We start from the raw sequence: 16,803 nt of genomic DNA, 5'->3' as shown, positions 1-16,803 counted from the left end.
CGCAGGATGACTCGAACCAACCCAAGGCGGACCTATATAACCGAGATGCGTCCGCAAGACATCCTTATCCCGGTTCCCGCCGGCCTTTGCTGCAAACCGGGCGGCTTCCATATCGACCCGGTCAGACCGGTCGAGCGCGCCGTTATCACCCACGGCCATTCCGACCATGCCCGCCCCGGTCATGGCGCAGTGCTGGCCACGCAAGAGACCCTCGACATGATGCGGCTGCGCTATGGCGACAATTTCGCCGGCAGCACGCAGGCCATTGCTTATGGCGAGACGATCAAGCTCGGCGAGGTCACGGTCTCCTGCCATCCCGCCGGCCATGTACTCGGCTCCGCGCAGATGGCAGTGACCTGCAAGGATATCTGCATCGTCGCGTCCGGCGACTACAAGGACGCCCATGATCCGACCTGCACGCCGTTCGAGGTGGTGCCCTGCGACGTGTTCATCACCGAAGCCACGTTCGGTCTGCCGGTGTTTCGTCATGGCGATGCTGCCGACGAAGTAAAGAAGCTGCTGGCCTCGGTCGCGCTGTTTCCGAAGCGCGCGCATCTGGTCGGCGCCTATTCGCTGGGAAAGGCACAGCGGGTCATCAAGCTAATCCGTCAAGCCGGTTACGACGCGCCGATCTATCTGCATGGCGCAATGGAGAAGATCACGCACTACTATCAGAGCCGCGGCATCGATCTCGGCGAATTACGCCCGGTGAAAGGCGTCAGGAAAGCCGATCTCGCCGGCACCATCACGCTGGCGCCGCCGTCGGCCACATCGGACGTGTGGACGCGGCGCTTTCCCGATCCAGTCACCGCCTTCGCGTCCGGCTGGATGCGCGTGCGCGCCCGTGCGCGGCAACGCGGCGTCGAACTGCCGCTGGTCATTTCGGATCACGCCGATTGGGACGGCTTGATCGCAACAATCGGCGCGACCGGCGCCGGCGAAATCTGGGTCACGCATGGCCAGGAAGACGCGCTGGTGCATTGGTGCCAGAGCCAAGGCCTGACTGCGCGGCCTCTTGCGCTGATCGGCTATGGCGACGAGGAGGAGGAAGAGACACTTCCGCCCGGCGAAAGCGTCGAGGCATGAACCGCTTCGCCGAACTGCTCGATCGCCTGGCCTATGAACCCGGCCGCAACAACAAGCTGCGGCTGATCACGGGCTATTTCCGCGAAGTGCCCGATCCCGACCGCGGCTATGCGCTAGCAGCGCTGACCGGCGCGCTGTCGTTCAAACATGCGAAGGCAGGATTGATCCGCGATCTGATCGCATCGCGCACCGACCCGGTGCTGTTTGAGCTTTCATACGATTATGTCGGCGATCTCTCTGAGACGGTTGCGCTGATGTGGCCGAAGGCCCAGGACATCGCGCACAACAACCCGCCACCGCCGACACTCACCGAAGTCGTCACCACACTCCGCACGCTCGGCAAAGCGGAACTCCCCGCACAACTCACCCGCTGGCTCGATGAGCTCGACGAGACCGGGCGCTGGGCTCTGCTGAAGCTCGTCACCGGCGCGATGCGGATTGGCGTTTCGGCGCGGCTGGCCAAGACCGCCGCCGCGGCGCTCGGCGACAAGGACCCGCATGACGTCGAGCTGATCTGGCCCGGCCTTGCGTCGCCCTATGGCGAATTGTTCGCCTGGCTCGAAGGTCGCGCGGAGAAGCCGGTCAATCGCGATCCGGCGCCGTTCCGCCCGGTGATGCTGGCACATGCCATCGAGGAGTCCGACTTCGCCAATCTCGACGCGTCCGATTTCGTCGCGGAGTGGAAATGGGATGGCATCCGGATTCAGGCGGTCAGCGGCAAAGGCGATGACGACAGGATCGTCACGCGGCTCTATTCGCGAACCGGCGAGGACATCACCGGAAGCTTCCCGGACCTGACGCCATCGCTGCGGCTGCCCGGCGCGATCGATGGCGAGTTGCTGGTCCTGCGCGAGGGGCGCGTGCAGTCGTTCAACGTGCTGCAACAACGGCTGAACCGGAAAAGCGTGACGCCGAAGCTGATGAAGGAATATCCCATTCATCTGCGCGCCTATGACCTGCTTGGCGATGGCGAGACGGATTTGCGCGAACTGCCATTCGAACAGCGACGAACCAAACTGGAAAGATTCATCGCGGAGCTCGACGACGACAGGATCGATCTGTCCGACCAGATCCCGTTCGCAACATGGGATGCCCTCACCGCCGCGCGTGCCGATCCTGTCAGTGCCGGAGCCGGCGAAGATGCCGATGCCGTCGAAGGCGTGATGCTGAAGCGGCGCGATTCTGCCTATCTCCCGGGCCGACCGAAAGGCCAGTGGTGGAAGTGGAAGCGCGATCCGCACATCATCGACGCGGTGCTGATGTATGCGCAACGCGGCCACGGCAAGCGCTCGTCCTATTATTCGGACTACACCTTCGGCGTCTGGACCGCCGGCGAGAGCGGCGACCAGCTGGTGCCGGTCGGCAAGGCCTATTTCGGCTTGACCGACGAGGAACTGCTGCAAATCGACCGCTTCGTTCGCCGCAATACCACCGAGAAGTTCGGCCCGGTCCGCCACGTCACCCACGAACCTGACAAGGGGCTGGTGCTGGAAGTTGCCTTTGAAGGGCTGGCGCGCTCGCCCCGGCACAAGTCGGGGGTCGCAATGCGGTTTCCCCGCATCAGCCGGCTGCGCTGGGACAAGCCGCCACGTGAGGCCGACCGGCTGGAGACGCTGGAGCGCATGCTGCAGGCGGAGACCACAATTGCGCCGCCCGAGCCTGCGACGCCTTGACGGTCCATACTTGACGAACGGGCCGGGTTCCCCATTTGCGTGGGACCACCTATGATCAGCGCGCGATTTGCGCGCAGGAGACCATGATGCAGCCAAATGAGACCCGGGACTTGCCGGCCAACAATGACGGCCTGGCGCGCTTCCTCGGCGGTTCACCGCTGGCGGTACTCGGCCGGCTGATCCTGCTGTCGATCCTGGTCGGCGTCGTTCTCGCCGCCATCGGCTTCGATCCGTGGAACATCGTCACCAGCATCCGCCGCCTGTTCCAGTGGGTCTATGACCTCGGCTTCGATGCCATCAATGGCCTCTGGCGCTACTTCCTGCTCGGCGCCGTGATCGTCGTGCCGATCTGGCTGATCATGCGGCTGTTCAGCGCCCCCCGCGGCCGCTGAGACGCGCATCATCCGCTTCAGGCTGCATTGATGTCGTCGGGATTGTCCGTCACCAACAGGCGCGTCTTTGCCATTGCCGGCCCGGCCATGCTGGCCAATCTGACGACGCCTCTGATCGGCATCGTCTCGACCGCGGCAATCGGCAGGCTTGGCGACCCGCACCTGCTCGGCGGTGTGGCTTTGGCCTCCGTGGCATTCGACTGCATTTTCTGGCTGTTCGGATTTCTGCGCATGGCGACGGTTGCCTTCACCGCACAGGCGCTTGGCGCCGGTGACCGGATCGAGGTGCGCGCTATCCTGCTGCGCGCGTTGATGCTCGGAGCGGCGATCGGGCTGACGCTGATTATCTTGCGGACACCGCTGGCGGCGCTGGTGTTCAGCATCATGGGCGGCAGCGACGCCGTCACATCCGCCGCACGCCAGTATTTCTTCATCCGACTCTGGTCCGCGCCGCTGATGCTCGGCAACTATGTCATTCTCGGCTGGCTGGTCGGCCAGGCGCGCACCGGGATCGCTCTGGCACTGCAGGTCGGCATCAATCTCGCCAACATGGCACTCACCTCCCTGCTGGTCCTGCAATTCGACTTTGGCGTCAGCGGCGCAGCACTGGCCACGGTGATCGCGGAAACCGCGGGCTTCCTCGCCGGCCTCATCGCCGTATGGAAAATCCTTGGCGGTCGCATCGATGTGCCGCGCGCGGTCCTGTTCGACCGCATCCGGCTACTACGGTTGTTCGCAGTCAATCGCGACATCATGATCCGTACGGCAGCACTGATTGCTGCATTTCTCTTCTTCACGGCGCAGGGCGCCCGTGCAGGCGACCTGACCCTGGCTGCCAATGCAGTGCTCAACAACTTCGTCATGATCGGCTCGTTCTTCCTCGACGGCATCGCCACCGCCGCCGAGCAACTCTGCGGTCAGGGCACCGGCGCTCGCGACCGCAAGCAGTTTTCCCGGGCCGTAAAGCTCGTCCTGATCTGGAGCACGGCATTCGGCATCGCTGTCACGTTGCTATTCGTGCTGTTCGGCGGCGCGCTGATCGATTTCATCACCACCAGCCCCGAAGTTCGGCTCGCTGCGCGGAATTACATGCTGCTGGCAGCGATGGCGCCCGCCTGTGGCGTCCTCGCTTACGCCTATGACGGCATCTATATCGGCGCATCGTGGGCGCGCGACATGCGCAACCTGATGCTGCTGGCGTTAGCGATTTACATCGCCGCATGGTTCGCACTGGCCAGCCTTGGCAATACCGGACTATGGCTCGCGTTTCTGGTGTTCATGCTGTCGCGCGGCGCTTTGCAAGCGCTGCGTCATCCAGCCCTGCTGCGACAGTCGTTTCCGCAGCAGGCCTGGCTTACGCCGGCCAGTCTTCCGCTGTGATCGTCGCCGCATCGGCGCCGACGATTTCCGACAGTGAATCACGGCCGGTGCGCAGCAGCGTCGAGGACAGGTCAGCCTTGATGCTGTCGACAAGGCCGACGCCTTTATAGACCAGCGCCGAATAGAGCTGGATCAGGCTCGCACCCGCGCGAATCTTGGTGAGCGCCGCACCGCCGCTGTCGATGCCGCCGGCGCCGATCAGCGGAAATGCACCTTCGACACGCACGAAGGTCTCCGCCACCATGCGGGTAGACAGCCTGAACAAGGGCCGCCCGGACAATCCGCCCTGCTCTTTCGAGCGTACCTGTTCGCGCAAGGTCGAGGGACGGCCGATCGTGGTGTTCGCGACGATCATGCCATCGACGCCGCGCGAGCGCGCGACATGGACGACATCGTCGAGGTCGGCGAGGCTGAGATCGGGCGCGATCTTCAGCAACACCGGAGAATCTCCCGCATTCTTGCGAACGCGCTCACGCGCATCGATCACCCGCGCCAGCAGATCGTCGAGTTCGGCGGCCTGCTGCAGATTGCGCAGGCCCGGCGTGTTCGGCGATGACACGTTGACGGTGAAATAGCTCGCCACCGGCGCAAAGGTCTCGATCAGCCGCACATAATCCTGCGTGCGATCGGGCGAATCCTTGTTGGCACCGACATTGACGCCGACGATACCGCCATTCTGCGCACGTGCAGCCAGCCGACGCAGCACGACCTCCGCACCATCATTGTTGAATCCGAGCCGGTTGATGACCGCCTCGTCACGCTCCAGCCGAAAGATGCGCGGGCGTGGGTTGCCGGATTGCGGCTTCGGCGTCACCGAGCCGATCTCGGCGAAGCCGAAGCCGAGACGGAGCAGCGCGTCCGGCACCTCGGCATTCTTGTCGAAGCCGGCGGCGATCCCCACCGGATTGGGGAAGTTCAGACCAAATGCACGGACCGCGAGTTTTGGATCATCCGGCCGCGGGCGGGCGTAAGGCAGCATGCGCAACCCACGGATCGCGAGGCCGTGCGCGTCTTCGGCGTCGAGCATGCGCAGCATCGGCAGGGAAAAGGCATCGAAAGCGCGGATCACGATTTGAGCTCCGGAATGTCGTGGTTGCCGTCGGAGCGCGCACGCAGATCCAGGACGGCCGTGACGGCGCCGAGATCGAGTTCGCCGTAGAGATGCGGGAACAGATCGCCACCGCGGGATGACTCCCCGCGCAGGTCGTCACCGAGTGCGTCTGCGTCCACAGCGACCAGAAACAGGCCGGTCTGGCCGAAATAGTACTTCCGGAGCGTCTCGGCGAGCTGTGCCACGGTCGAGAAGTGGATGAAGCCGTCCCGGGCATCGTCGGCGCTGCCGCGATAGATGCCCTGGCGCTCGGCCTCGCGCCAGCTCGAGGCCGGACAGATTTTATAGATGGTGCGCAACCGCCCAGACTTCCAATTTGGTTGAATCAGCTGTTTTCGATGTGGTGTGGACGCCCAGTCGCGGGATTCGATGGCTGGAGCCGACAGTCGACCGTATCGGCGCCCCCCCTCCACTTCAAGGCTGCACATTTTTTTCAAATGCCTGTTGCGAAATCCGTGCATTCACGGCAATAATTCCTAGATTTCGCCACGATTCACCGCCCCGCAGAAATCCGGGCCAAGGGACCGAAACCGATGATGCTCTCGCACGCCCAGATCTGGAACGCCCTCGACCGCCTCGCAGAGCGCAACGGCATGTCACCCTCCGGCCTTGCGAAGAAAGCGGGGCTCGACGCCACGACCTTCAACAAGTCCAAGCGCATCACCAATGACGGCCGCGAACGCTGGCCGTCGACGGAGTCGGTCTCGAAGGCGCTGACCGCAACCGGCGTGACCATCGACAGCTTCGTCACGCTGATCGAAGGCACCAAGCGCATCGTGCAGTCGGTGCCGCTGCTCGGCTTCGCACAGGCCGGCCATGGCGGTTACTTCGACGACGCGGGTTTTCCCGCCGGCAGCAAGGGCTGGGACGAAGTGGGCCTGCCGTCGGTGAATGACGAGCACGCTTATGCGCTGAAGATCTCCGGCGACTCGATGAAGCCCGCTTATCGCGACGGCGACATCATCGTCGTCTCGCCGGAAGCGCAGATCCGCAAGGGCGACCGCGTCGTGGTCAAGACCAAGGACGGCGAGGTGATGGCGAAGGAATTGAAGCGCCGAACCACGAAGATCATCGAACTGCAGTCGCTCAATCCGAACCATGTCGATCGCAGCTTTCCGGCCGCCGACATCGCCTGGATCGCGCGCATCGTCTGGGCGAGCCAGTAACCGAACACACTCTGGACTGGCGTCCGGCCACCGAATGATCTATGCGAGTTCCCTATCCGAAACTCGCAACCTTCGGTGGCGCCATGAAAACCAGAACAATCGTTGCCGGCGCGATCGCGCTGGCCCTCGTTAGCGCAGGTTCTCTCGCACATGCGAAGCCCATGACCTGCGCGGTCGTCACGACAAAGCAGATCGAAGCGCTATTCGACCGCTGGAATGCCTCGCTCGCAACGCTCGACCCCGCCAAGGTCACCGCCAATTACGCCTCGGACGCGGTGCTGCTGCCGACGGTGTCGAACACGCCGCGCACCGACAGCGCGTCGATCCAGAGCTACTTCGTGGATTTTCTGAAGAAGCACCCGCAAGGCAAGATCGACACGCGCACCATCAAGATCGGCTGCAATATGGCATCCGACGTCGGCACCTACACCTTCACGCTGTCCGGCAAGTCCCCCAGCGATACGCAAATCGTCAAGGCCCGCTACAGCTATGTTTATGTCTACCGCGACAAGAAATGGCTGATCGCGCATCACCACTCGTCGGCAATGCCGGAGCCTGTCACGCCGGCGGCAGCGTCGAAGTAGGCATCAAGAAAAAGGCGCGCTCCGTCAGGAAGCGCGCCTTTGACGTTTCGCAGGGCGTGACCCTCAGGCCGAGCGCGCCAGCGCGCCGTCGATCATGTTGATCGCATTCTGCACGCCATAGACCGCGACGAAGGACCCGAAGCGCGGGCCCTTCTCCTGGCCGAGCAGCACTTGGTACAGCATGTTGAACCAGTCGAGCGAGACGCCGGGCCGGCCATCCTTGGCAAGCTTCTTGTGATCAAGGAACGGCTCGCGGCGGCCGATCTCATAGACCGCGTTCTGGATGTCTTCCGGCGTGGCCTCCGCCGGCAGTTGCGAGAGCGCATCGCGCAGATCCTGCAGCGCCACGCGCTCGACATCAGTGGGCTCGCGGAACGTCTTGGTCGGCGCCACGAAGTCCCGATAGTAGTTGATGGCATAGCCGACCATCGCGTCGAGCCGCGGATGCGTCGCCGCGGAGACGCCCGGCCGATAACGCCGGATGAAGCCCCACAGGGTTTCGGCATTCTCGGCGTTCGACGACGACACCAGCGTCAGCAGGAGTTGGAACGTGACCGGCATATCCGCCACCGGCGGGGCGCCAGCGTGAATGTGCCAAGCCGGATTGGACAGCCGCTGCTTGGGATCCTGCTTCGCATAGCCTTCGACGAACTGCTGGTACTCGTCGACATTGCGCGGAATCACGTCGAAGAACAGCCGCTTGGCCGCCTTCGGTTCGCGATACATGAACAGCGACAATGACTCCGGCGACGCGTAGCGCAGCCATTCGTCGATGGTCAGGCCGTTGCCCTTCGACTTGGAGATCTTGCCGCCCTTGTCGTCGAGGAAGAGCTCATAGTTGAAGCCTTCCGGCGGCGTGCCGCCAAGCGCCGCGCAGATCTTGCCCGACAGCTTTACGGAATCGATGAGATCCTTGCCGGCCATTTCATAGTCGATGCCGAGCGCCGCCCAGCGCATCGCCCAGTCGGCCTTCCACTGGCACTTCACATTGCCGCCGGTGACCGGCGTCGTGACTTCTTCGTTGGTGTCAGGATCGACATAGGTGACGGTGCCGGCAGCCACGTCGCGCCGGATCATCGGCACCTGCAACACGACGCCCGTCACCTTGCTGATCGGCAGGAACGGTGAATAGGTCGCACGGCGATCCGGGCCCAGGGTCGGCAGGATGATGTCCATGACCTTGTCATAGACTGCGAGCATCTTCAGCAGCGTCGCGTCGAACCGGCCGGATGTGTAGTAGTCGGTCGACGAAGCGAATTCGTAGTCGAAGCCGAACTGATCCAGGAAGACGCGCAGCCGTGCATTGTTGGCCGCGCCGAAGGAGGGATATTCGTTCGAGAACGGATCCGGCACCCGCGTCAGCGGCTTGCCGAGATGCGATGCCAGCATGTCCTTGTTCGGCACATTGTCCGGCACCTTGCGCAGACCGTCCATGTCGTCGGAGAAGGCAATCAGCCGGGTCTTGATCTTGTCCTCGGTGAGTACGCGAAAGGCATGGCGCACCATGGTCGTGCGCGCGACCTCGCCGAAAGTGCCGATATGCGGCAGGCCCGACGGACCGTAGCCGGTCTCGAACAGCACTTCGTCTTTCGGCGTTTTCTTCAGACGCGCCACCAGCGCCTTCGCCTGCTCGAACGGCCAGGCGTTGGAAGTCTCGGCGAGCGTGCGCAGCTCGCTCGGGCTCATGGTGGGGTCTAGCGTGGACATCGTGTTTTGGGCCTCCGGGCCGCGGAACCTAGCGGCTCCGCACCGAAATGCCAAACCGCGGGATGAGAAAATTCAGAACGGGCTGACCGAGAAATAACGCAGCCACAAATCGGTGTAGCGGCCTTTCTCCCAGACCCGGAACAGGGCCCAGTTCAGCGCCTGGCGCAGCGTGTCGTTGCCTTTGCGGACGGCGATGCCGATGCCCTCACCGAAAAAGCGGCTTTCGATGAAGGGCCCGCCGCTGAAGGCGCAACAATCGGCGGAATCGCTGCCATTGATCCAGAAGGCGAACGAGATCGCATCGCCGAAGATGAAATCGACCTCGCTGCGTTTCAGCGCCTGGCGTAGCGCATCGTCGCTTGGAAAAGGCACCAGCACCGCATCGGTGAACATCGCCTTCAGATAGGCCTCATGGGTCGAGCCCGCGATCACGCCGACCTTCTTGCCTTCGAGATATTCCGGGCGGATCTCCGGCATCACCGCATTCTTGCGGGCCACGAAGCGCGCCGGCGCACGGTAATAGGGATCGGTGAAATCGACGCGGGCGCGAATCTGCGGGGTCACCGCCATGGAGGCGATGATCGCGTCGCCCCGGTTGCTGGAAATGGCATCGAGCAACGTCTCGAAGCGGCGCATCTGCACCGTGCAGGTGACCTTGATCTCCTCGCAGAGAAGACGTGCGAGATCGACGTTGAAGCCCGCCGGATTGCCGTCGGGGCCGGTGAAGTTGAACGGCGGGTAGTCGGTCTCGGTCAGGAAGCGGATCACGGTGATGCGCGACAGGTCCGGCCGGTCCGGACGGCGACGCGGATCCCAGAAGCCCGGCACGGCCTGCGGACCGGGCTGGCTCACAGCCGGAGCCGACGTCTGCGCCAAAGCCGGTGCGGCCGAAAACAGCGACATCCATGCGGCCAGCAAAGCGCCAAGGGTCAGCGCAGTTGCGCGACACTTCATTAGCGGTATTTGGTTGCGGGAATTAACCATCTGTGGTTGCATAGGGTGCTTCCGGATCGCGGTCTTATAGACCATCCGGCGTAAGACGCGAGTAGCGTTTGTGGTGTGAGGGCGTTGCATGGGGGTGCAGCAATCTTCCCGGGGTCATCGGCCGCGCGTTTCGCGCCAGCCGGCCGCGCTACGCTCTCCTCCTCTGCCGATCGGCAGGATGACCTCCTTCCCCATGCCGGAGCGAGACGGGTCGGACCGGCGCGCGGAACCAGCCAGCGAACTCGACTGCCTGCGCGGCATACTCCCGGTCCCGCTGCTGCACGCCGCGGAGCGCCGGAGCCGCGAGCTCAATCTGGGCGCCGATCAGGTCCTGATCCAATGGGGCGTCATCAGCGAGGAAAAGTATGTCGCGCATCTGGCCCGCCACCTCAGCATCGACTTCGACGATCTCTCGACAGTCGGGCGCGCTCACTGCCCCCTGGCGGATGCCGATCTTCCGGAGATCGCAGAGTTCGGCATCCTACCCGTTCAGGAGGGTGACACACTCAACTGGATCGTCACGCCGCGTGCCTTTACAGCACGACGCCTGACGCGCTTCTCCGCCACATATCCATCACTTATCGCGCGCATTCGGCTGACCACGCGGCGTCACCTGCATCAATATCTGACCGAGCAAACCGGCGACGCGCTTTCGGATATCGCCGCCGAAGGCCTGCTGCAGACGCGACCTGCCATGTCGGCCAAGTCGATCATCGGTTGGCGCAGAGGATTGCAGCCAGCGATTCTGCTGCTGGTATGCGCGGTTCTCGCGCTTCTGTATCCGACGCTGGCGATGGATCTGATCGGCGGCCTGGCGGCGATCTGGTTTCTCGCCTTTTCGCTTCTCAGGCTGACTTGCGTGCTGGTTCCGCCGCAGCCGGAGCAACGGTTTCCGCCGCTGCGCGACGATCAACTGCCGATCTACTCAGTGGTCGTCGCGCTCTATCGCGAGGAAACGTCCGTTCCGGGTCTGTTGCGATCCCTGCAAAGGCTCGACTATCCCTCCGAAAAACTCGACATCATTCTGGTGCTCGAGCCCGACGATCTGCGGACCCGCGCCGCCGTTGCCAGAGCCCGGCCGGGGCCGCAGGTTCAAGTCCTGATCGCACAGGCGACGGGTCCGAAAACCAAGCCGAAGGCGCTGAATGTTGCACTTCCCTTCGTGCGCGGCAGCTTTCTGACCGTGTTCGATGCCGAAGACGATCCCGACCCCGGCCAATTGCGCGCCGCGCTCGGCATGTTTCGCCAGCACAACGACGACGTCGCCTGCGTTCAGGCTGGGCTGCATTTCGACAATCTGACGCACAGCCTGCTGTCGCGCATGGCGGCAGTCGAATATGCCGGGCTGTTCGCGGTCTTCCTGCCCGGGCTGGTCGCATTGGGCATGCCACTGCCGCTTGGCGGCACCTCCAATCATTTCCGCACGGACACCTTGCGCCGCATCGGCGGCTGGGACGCCTATAACGTCACGGAAGATGCCGACCTCGGGATCCGCCTGGCGCGGCTGGGCTATCGCTCGGTCACCATTCCATCGGTCACGCTTGAGGAAGCACCGATCGCGTTCGGCGCGTGGCTGCGACAACGCTCACGCTGGATGAAGGGCTGGATGCAGACCTGGGCCGTGCATATGCGCGATCCCCGAAAACTGTGGAACGAAGCCGGTGCGCGGGGATTCCTCGCACTCAACATCGTCTTCGGCGGCAATATCCTGACGTCGCTGGCTTTTACGGTGCTGGTCGTCAAACTTATCGCCTGCCTGCTGCTTGCCGATAGCACCCTGCTGCTTGGCGACCGGCTGTCGTCACTGCACGTGCTGGCCATCGCCTGCGGCTTCATCGCGACCTGCATCCTGGGCCTCACCGGCCTGATGCGCCGCGGCCGTCTGCGCGACGGCTGGATCCTGGCCCTGACGCCGATTTATTGGGGATGTCTCTCGATCGCGACCTGGCGCGCGCTGTGGCAATTCTGGACCCGGCGCCATCACTGGGAAAAGACCGAGCACGGTCTCGTACATCGGACCGGCACGATGGCAGCGAACCGCAGGCGACCTCAGAGATAGCGCTTGAGATCCGTGGCCGCTTCTTCCGGCTTGCGCTTGAGGTTGAACGGCGCGACGAAATTGCCGTCGCGGTCCATCAGATAGATCAGCGCGGTGTGATCCATCGTATAGTCACCGTCCTTGGTCGGCACCTTCTTGGCATAGACGCGGTAGCCGGAAATCACCTTCGCCACCGCATCAGGCGTACCGGTCAAACCCTTCAGATGCGGATCGAAGCTCGACAGATATTCCTTCATGATCGGTGCCGTATCGCGCTCGGGATCGACCGAGACGAAATAGGTATTGATACGATCGGCGTCCTTGCCCATCGCGCGCAGCACTTCCGACATTTCGAACAGCGAGGTCGGGCAGATGTCCGGGCAATGGGTGAAGCCGAAGAAGACCAGCGTCGGCTTGCCCTTCAGGCTCTGCTCGGTGACGGTCTGGCCGGACTGATCGGTGAGCTGGAACGGACCGCCGATCGAGGCCGGTGCGGCGACATTGCGGAAACCGCCCGTCAGCCACAGCACGACCAGCAATCCCGCCGCGAGGCTGCCGGCGAAGGCAGCAATAATGACCAGCGGCCGGGTGGTTCGATCAGTCATGGAATGTTCCCTGAATTGCCCTTTGGCAGCCGATCACATGCAGGCGGCGATGCCGGTCTTGATCATCTCGAAAAATACGGCCGTGCCGTAATGTGCCCACAGCCCGATTGCACCCACCAGAAGGAGCGCTGCGAACGCAGCGGCCGATGCGACAATGACCGACGCAAGCCGTGACGGCGGCTCGGACGCGGGCATCGGGCTCTTAGGCGTCAATAAAGGCTGCACCATCAGACGATCTCAGAACGGCCAAGGCCCGAGATCATTCAAGAGCCCGCCATCCAGGTTCCAGATAGGCTGAGATGACGGCGCGGGCAAGCGCTCCCGGCGCCGCAGGGCATCACGTCATGCTGATGGAATAAAAACCAGATCGGCCTTTAGCTTTTTGTTCTGACGCGTTTTCTTGACGCGAACCGGCATCCACTTCGCTCGAAAACGCTCTAGCGCGCGCTGGAGGCGTGGGCATCCATGTAACAGGGCTTGTACATGCCCATCAGCTGGCGGCCGCGCAGGAAGATCATCTGCGTCTTCAGTCCGCCGCGTTTGGAGATCCAGCGCCGGATCTGCGTCGGATACATCGAATACAACATCTGGGTGGCTTCCGGGTTGGTCACCGCGCGACCATTGGCGCCCATGTCCCAGGCCGCATGAAAGCCGAGATTGGCATTGGAGGTGACGCAGATCCGGTCACGCGGAACCGCGCCGAGCACGATCGTGCAGGCCGAGGCGCACAGGCCATCGATGATCACGGTTTCGCCGGAAGTGCGCAATCCCTGATATCTGTCGACATAGGTTCCGATCCGTCCGCCACGATCATCCGCGATCCGAACCACCGCGTGACTTGCCCCGACGCCCGCGAACAGCAAGACCGCCGCCAGCAAACCCGTAACGAACTTCATGTCCAGCCCCAAAACCTGTCGATCCCGAATCTGAGCGCCCTGGTGATGCAGGGCATCGTCAGCGTGTTGCCAGATCGTGGCTTTGTCCAGACGAGCATGACGCTTCCAATGCGATTCAAATCGAGTGTTGCGCGCGGGATGCACCTCGTTCCGTCGCGGTATCAATCTGAAACAGCGCCGCCCTTCGCGCGCAATTTCCGTTGACCAAAGTTCCCGCGCCGACTTCAATCTCCATTAACAAAATGGGGGAAACAGTATGGCCGTTGATGCGGATGTCATCGTCGTCGGCGGCGGACTCGCGGGCCTTGTCGCGGCTACGGAAATTGCCGATGCCGGCAAGCGCGTTGTCGTGGTCGATCAGGAAGGCGAGCAGAATCTCGGCGGCCAGGCGTTCTGGTCGTTCGGCGGTTTGTTCTTCGTCGACTCGCCGGAACAACGACGCCTCGGCATCAAAGACTCCTATGACCTGGCGATGCAGGACTGGCAGGGCACGGCCGGCTTCGATCGCGATGAAGACCTCTGGCCACGGCGCTGGGCCGAAGCCTATGTCGCTTTCGCCGCCGGCGAGAAACGCGACTGGCTGCGCGCCATGGGCCACCGCGTGTTTCCCGTGGTCGGCTGGGCCGAGCGCGGCGGCTATGACGCGATGGGCCACGGCAATTCGGTTCCGCGCTTTCATGTCACCTGGGGCACCGGACCGGGCATCGTCGAACCGTTCGAGCAGCGTGCGCGCGAGGCACAGAAGAAGGGCCTGCTGAGCTTCAGGTTCCGCCATCGCGTCGATGCGCTCAGCGTCACCAACGGAACTGTCGACGGCGTGAGCGGCGCGATTCTCGAACCATCCAACACCGAGCGCGGCGAAAGCAGTTCGCGCAACGTGATCGGCGACTTCTCGCTGCGTGCGCAAGCCGTGATCGTCGCCTCCGGCGGCATCGGCGGAAATCATGATCTGGTGCGCCAGAACTGGCCAAAGCGTCTCGGCGAACCGCCGAAGCGCATGATCTCCGGCGTGCCCGCCCATGTCGACGGTCGCATGATGGGCATCACGGAAACAGCGGGTGCGCGGCTGATCAATCGCGACCGCATGTGGCATTATGTCGAGGGCATCGAGAACTGGAATCCGATCTGGCCGAAACACGGCATACGCATTCTGCCCGGCCCGTCGTCGATGTGGTTCGACGCCACCGGCAAGCGGCTGCCGGCGCCGCTGTTTCCCGGCTCCGACACGCTCGGCCAACTGCAATACATCCAGTCCACCGGCTATGATTATTCATGGTTCGTGCTGACGCAGGCGATCATCAAGAAAGAGTTTGCGCTCTCGGGCTCCGAGCAGAATCCCGATCTCACCGGCAAGAGCTGGCTGATGACCGCGCGCCGCGCCACCAACAAGAGTGCGCCGGCGCCTGTCGAAGCCTTCAAGGATCACGGCATCGACTTCGTGGTGCGCGACAATCTCGATGATCTCGTCAGCGCCATGAATGCGCTTACCGGCGACAATCTGCTGAAGCACGACGAGATCCGGACGCAGATCGAGGCGCGTGACCGCACCATGACCAATCCTTACGTCAAGGATGCGCAGGTAATGAACATCCACAATGCGCGCAAATATATCGGCGACCGCCTGATCCGTACGGCGAAGCCACATCGCATTCTCGATCCCGCACAGGGCCCGCTGATCGCCGTGCGGCTCAACATCCTGACGCGCAAGACGCTGGGCGGTTTCGAGACCGATCTGGACTCGCGCGTATTCGGCAGCAACGGTCAGATCATGCCCGGCCTCTACGCGGTCGGCGAAGCCGCCGGCTTCGGCGGCGGCGGCATGCACGGCTATCGCTCACTGGAAGGCACGTTTCTCGGCGGCTGTCTGTTCACGGGTCGGACGGCGGGACGATCGGCGGCGAAGGCGGTGGGGTGATCGCTTCGTCGATCACAGCCATCCGTTGCGCTTGAAGCGGGTGTACAGGTAACCGCAGATCGCGGCGATGCCGCCCAGCACGACGTAGTAGCCGTAAGCCCATTTCAGCTCCGGCATGTGTTCGAAATTCATGCCGTAGATTCCGGCAATCGCCGTCGGCACCGCCAGGATCGCGGCCCAGGCCGCAAGCCTGCGGGTAATCTCGGTCTGCTGCGACTGCCCTGACATCAAGCTGGCCTCAAAGGCAAAAGCCAGCACTTCCCGCAGCGAGTCGATATCTTCTTCCGCGCGTTTGACGTGATCCAGCACATCGCGGAACAGAGGTTTCATGTCATCGTCGATGAACAGAATATCGATATGTTCGAGTCGGTGACAGACATCGACCAGCGGCCCGACCGCGCGACGCAGCCGCAGCAGCTCGCGGCGCAGCTTGTAGAGCCGCTCGAATTCGGCCCGCGTCAGCATGCGGTGCAGAACGCCATCCTCGAGTTCATCGATCTCGGACAGGATGGATTCGATGACAGGGCGATAGTTGTCGACGATGAAATCGAGAATTGCGTAGAGGATGTAGTCTTCGCCGTGCGTCAGGTTGGTCGGGCAAGCCTCGCACCGCTCGCGGACAGACGCATAGGACGTCGAGGCGCCATGGCGCACGGACACGACGTAGCCTTTACCCAAGAAGATATGCGTCTCGCCGAAAGCAACAGTCCGATCGACCAGTTGCGCCGTTCGCGCGACGATGAAGAGCGCTTCGCCATATTGCTCCACCTTGGGATGCTGATGCGACTTCAGCGCGTCCTCGATGGCGAGCGGATGCAGATCGAATTGCGCACGTAGTTTCTCGAGCAGTTCAAGGGACGGTTCAAACAGTCCGATCCAGACGACATGGCCCGGCTTCTGCGCCCAGACGCCCGCCTCCTCGACGGGGATATCCGCAACACGGCGGCCATTGGCATAGACGCTGGAGGCGACAACGCCGGGGACATTGCCGGCGGTTGCAGCTGAGAGGGGAAACGTCATGCAAGAACCTTGTGTTGTGCGAACAGCAACGGGCGCCTTTGAAGAACGGCGGAAATGCCAAACCGTTCAATCGCCATGCGGCATCGATCATCTGGAATGAATGAGGGGGCTGGAGCGGACGGAGGGAATCGAACCCTCGTATGCAGCTTGGGAAGCTGCCGTTCTACCATTGAACTACGCCCGCATCGTCGCGCCATCTGATCTAGCCGAGACCGGCCGATCCGCCAAGCGGATTGATGGCAGCTG

The 16,803-nt window shown here is 63.0% G+C and carries 16 protein-coding genes and 1 tRNA gene; 8 read left to right on the top strand and 9 right to left on the bottom strand.

What is annotated here, in order from left to right:
- The first annotated feature begins 45 nt into the window (after nucleotides 1–45).
- The 4 genes from AB8B02_RS27065 to AB8B02_RS27050 all read left to right on the top strand — a co-directional run bounded on the left by AB8B02_RS27065 (nucleotide 46) and on the right by AB8B02_RS27050 (nucleotide 4,531).
- The gene (locus AB8B02_RS27065; protein ID WP_439065657.1) at nucleotides 46–1,086 is read left to right on the top strand and encodes a ligase-associated DNA damage response exonuclease; all 1,041 of its coding nucleotides are present in this window, start codon (nucleotides 46–48) and stop codon (nucleotides 1,084–1,086) included.
- Nucleotides 1,083–2,759 (top strand): ATP-dependent DNA ligase, encoded by a 1,677-nt coding sequence (locus AB8B02_RS27060; protein WP_439065656.1) that lies wholly within the window; start codon nucleotides 1,083–1,085, stop codon nucleotides 2,757–2,759. The genes AB8B02_RS27065 and AB8B02_RS27060 overlap by 4 nt, the downstream gene beginning before the upstream one ends.
- Nucleotides 2,760–2,845: 86 nt before the next feature.
- Nucleotides 2,846–3,151: a DUF6460 domain-containing protein gene (locus AB8B02_RS27055; RefSeq protein ID WP_068737958.1), complete on the top strand. Its 306-nt coding sequence runs from the start codon at nucleotides 2,846–2,848 to the stop codon at nucleotides 3,149–3,151.
- A gap of 30 nt (nucleotides 3,152–3,181) precedes the next feature.
- Nucleotides 3,182–4,531 (top strand): MATE family efflux transporter, encoded by a 1,350-nt coding sequence (locus AB8B02_RS27050; protein ID WP_439065655.1) that lies wholly within the window; start codon nucleotides 3,182–3,184, stop codon nucleotides 4,529–4,531.
- Here the strand turns inward: AB8B02_RS27050 and AB8B02_RS27045 are convergent.
- Both AB8B02_RS27045 and AB8B02_RS27040 read right to left on the bottom strand, forming a co-directional pair.
- Nucleotides 4,506–5,600, bottom strand: a complete 1,095-nt coding sequence (locus AB8B02_RS27045) for a quinone-dependent dihydroorotate dehydrogenase (RefSeq protein WP_439065654.1) — start codon at nucleotides 5,598–5,600, stop codon at nucleotides 4,506–4,508. The genes AB8B02_RS27050 and AB8B02_RS27045 overlap by 26 nt on opposite strands.
- Nucleotides 5,597–5,941 (bottom strand): DUF952 domain-containing protein, encoded by a 345-nt coding sequence (locus AB8B02_RS27040; protein WP_439065653.1) that lies wholly within the window; start codon nucleotides 5,939–5,941, stop codon nucleotides 5,597–5,599. Before AB8B02_RS27040 ends, AB8B02_RS27045 begins: the two co-directional genes overlap by 4 nt.
- 237 nt (nucleotides 5,942–6,178) lie before the next feature.
- Between AB8B02_RS27040 and AB8B02_RS27035 the strand changes: the two genes are divergently transcribed.
- On the top strand, nucleotides 6,179–6,808 hold the full coding sequence (locus AB8B02_RS27035; RefSeq protein WP_089266927.1) for a S24 family peptidase: 630 nt from the start codon (nucleotides 6,179–6,181) through the stop codon (nucleotides 6,806–6,808).
- An 83-nt stretch (nucleotides 6,809–6,891) separates the two neighbouring features.
- Nucleotides 6,892–7,392, top strand: coding sequence for an SgcJ/EcaC family oxidoreductase (locus AB8B02_RS27030; RefSeq protein WP_439065652.1), 501 nt, complete (start codon nucleotides 6,892–6,894; stop codon nucleotides 7,390–7,392).
- A 63-nt stretch (nucleotides 7,393–7,455) separates the two neighbouring features.
- On the opposite strand, the gene AB8B02_RS27025 is transcribed toward AB8B02_RS27030, so the two are convergent.
- Together AB8B02_RS27025 and AB8B02_RS27020 are read right to left on the bottom strand one after the other, a co-directional pair.
- On the bottom strand, nucleotides 7,456–9,099 hold the full coding sequence (locus AB8B02_RS27025; RefSeq protein WP_439065651.1) for a lysine--tRNA ligase: 1,644 nt from the start codon (nucleotides 9,097–9,099) through the stop codon (nucleotides 7,456–7,458).
- Nucleotides 9,100–9,171: 72 nt separating this feature from the next.
- Complete coding sequence (locus tag AB8B02_RS27020) at nucleotides 9,172–10,053, bottom strand: transporter substrate-binding domain-containing protein (protein ID WP_420878639.1); 882 nt, start codon at nucleotides 10,051–10,053, stop codon at nucleotides 9,172–9,174.
- 208 nt (nucleotides 10,054–10,261) lie between these two features.
- On the opposite strand from AB8B02_RS27020, the gene AB8B02_RS27015 reads away from it, so the two are divergent.
- A complete protein-coding gene (locus AB8B02_RS27015; RefSeq protein ID WP_439065650.1) occupies nucleotides 10,262–12,142 on the top strand; it encodes a glycosyltransferase in 1,881 nt (626 codons plus the stop codon).
- Here the strand turns inward: AB8B02_RS27015 and AB8B02_RS27010 are convergent.
- The 3 genes from AB8B02_RS27010 to AB8B02_RS27000 form a co-directional block, all read right to left on the bottom strand.
- A complete protein-coding gene (locus tag AB8B02_RS27010; protein ID WP_089266787.1) occupies nucleotides 12,133–12,726 on the bottom strand; it encodes an SCO family protein in 594 nt (197 codons plus the stop codon). The two genes, AB8B02_RS27015 and AB8B02_RS27010, sit on opposite strands and share 10 nt — an antisense overlap.
- 33 nt (nucleotides 12,727–12,759) lie before the next feature.
- Nucleotides 12,760–12,921 (bottom strand): hypothetical protein, encoded by a 162-nt coding sequence (locus tag AB8B02_RS27005; RefSeq protein WP_244628370.1) that lies wholly within the window; start codon nucleotides 12,919–12,921, stop codon nucleotides 12,760–12,762.
- Nucleotides 12,922–13,163: 242 nt separating this feature from the next.
- Nucleotides 13,164–13,622 (bottom strand): hypothetical protein, encoded by a 459-nt coding sequence (locus AB8B02_RS27000; RefSeq protein ID WP_089266785.1) that lies wholly within the window; start codon nucleotides 13,620–13,622, stop codon nucleotides 13,164–13,166.
- 256 nt (nucleotides 13,623–13,878) lie between these two features.
- Between AB8B02_RS27000 and AB8B02_RS26995 the strand changes: the two genes are divergently transcribed.
- Nucleotides 13,879–15,537: an FAD-binding dehydrogenase gene (locus AB8B02_RS26995; RefSeq protein WP_439065649.1), complete on the top strand. Its 1,659-nt coding sequence runs from the start codon at nucleotides 13,879–13,881 to the stop codon at nucleotides 15,535–15,537.
- Nucleotides 15,538–15,549: 12 nt separating this feature from the next.
- On the opposite strand, the gene corA is transcribed toward AB8B02_RS26995, so the two are convergent.
- Nucleotides 15,550–16,557, bottom strand: a complete 1,008-nt coding sequence (corA, locus tag AB8B02_RS26990) for a magnesium/cobalt transporter CorA (RefSeq protein ID WP_439065648.1) — start codon at nucleotides 16,555–16,557, stop codon at nucleotides 15,550–15,552.
- Nucleotides 16,558–16,667: 110 nt separating this feature from the next.
- Nucleotides 16,668–16,741, bottom strand: a tRNA-Gly gene (locus AB8B02_RS26985).
- Nucleotides 16,742–16,803 lie beyond the last annotated feature (62 nt).

This window comes from Tardiphaga sp. 862_B3_N4_1, assembly GCF_051811085.1.
GTDB lineage: Bacteria > Pseudomonadota > Alphaproteobacteria > Rhizobiales > Xanthobacteraceae > Tardiphaga > Tardiphaga robiniae.
Note: the sequence above shows the minus strand (reverse complement) of the source record. Positions and strands in the feature narration are given on the sequence as shown.

Excerpts from the sequence above, each read along its gene's own strand:
- AB8B02_RS27065 (WP_439065657.1), top strand. The coding sequence starts at position 46 with ATGCGTCCGCAAGACATCCTTATCCCGGTTCCCGCCGGCCTTTGCTGC.
- AB8B02_RS27060 (WP_439065656.1), top strand. The coding sequence starts at position 1,083 with ATGAACCGCTTCGCCGAACTGCTCGATCGCCTGGCCTATGAACCCGGC.
- AB8B02_RS27055 (WP_068737958.1), top strand. The coding sequence starts at position 2,846 with ATGCAGCCAAATGAGACCCGGGACTTGCCGGCCAACAATGACGGCCTG.
- AB8B02_RS27050 (WP_439065655.1), top strand. The coding sequence starts at position 3,182 with ATGTCGTCGGGATTGTCCGTCACCAACAGGCGCGTCTTTGCCATTGCC.
- AB8B02_RS27035 (WP_089266927.1), top strand. The coding sequence starts at position 6,179 with ATGCTCTCGCACGCCCAGATCTGGAACGCCCTCGACCGCCTCGCAGAG.
- AB8B02_RS27030 (WP_439065652.1), top strand. The coding sequence starts at position 6,892 with ATGAAAACCAGAACAATCGTTGCCGGCGCGATCGCGCTGGCCCTCGTT.
- AB8B02_RS27025 (WP_439065651.1), bottom strand. The coding sequence starts at position 9,099 with ATGTCCACGCTAGACCCCACCATGAGCCCGAGCGAGCTGCGCACGCTC.
- AB8B02_RS27020 (WP_420878639.1), bottom strand. The coding sequence starts at position 10,053 with ATGAAGTGTCGCGCAACTGCGCTGACCCTTGGCGCTTTGCTGGCCGCA.
- AB8B02_RS27015 (WP_439065650.1), top strand. The coding sequence starts at position 10,262 with ATGACCTCCTTCCCCATGCCGGAGCGAGACGGGTCGGACCGGCGCGCG.
- AB8B02_RS27010 (WP_089266787.1), bottom strand. The coding sequence starts at position 12,726 with ATGACTGATCGAACCACCCGGCCGCTGGTCATTATTGCTGCCTTCGCC.
- AB8B02_RS27005 (WP_244628370.1), bottom strand. The coding sequence starts at position 12,921 with ATGCCCGCGTCCGAGCCGCCGTCACGGCTTGCGTCGGTCATTGTCGCA.
- AB8B02_RS27000 (WP_089266785.1), bottom strand. The coding sequence starts at position 13,622 with ATGAAGTTCGTTACGGGTTTGCTGGCGGCGGTCTTGCTGTTCGCGGGC.
- AB8B02_RS26995 (WP_439065649.1), top strand. The coding sequence starts at position 13,879 with ATGGCCGTTGATGCGGATGTCATCGTCGTCGGCGGCGGACTCGCGGGC.
- corA (WP_439065648.1), bottom strand. The coding sequence starts at position 16,557 with ATGACGTTTCCCCTCTCAGCTGCAACCGCCGGCAATGTCCCCGGCGTT.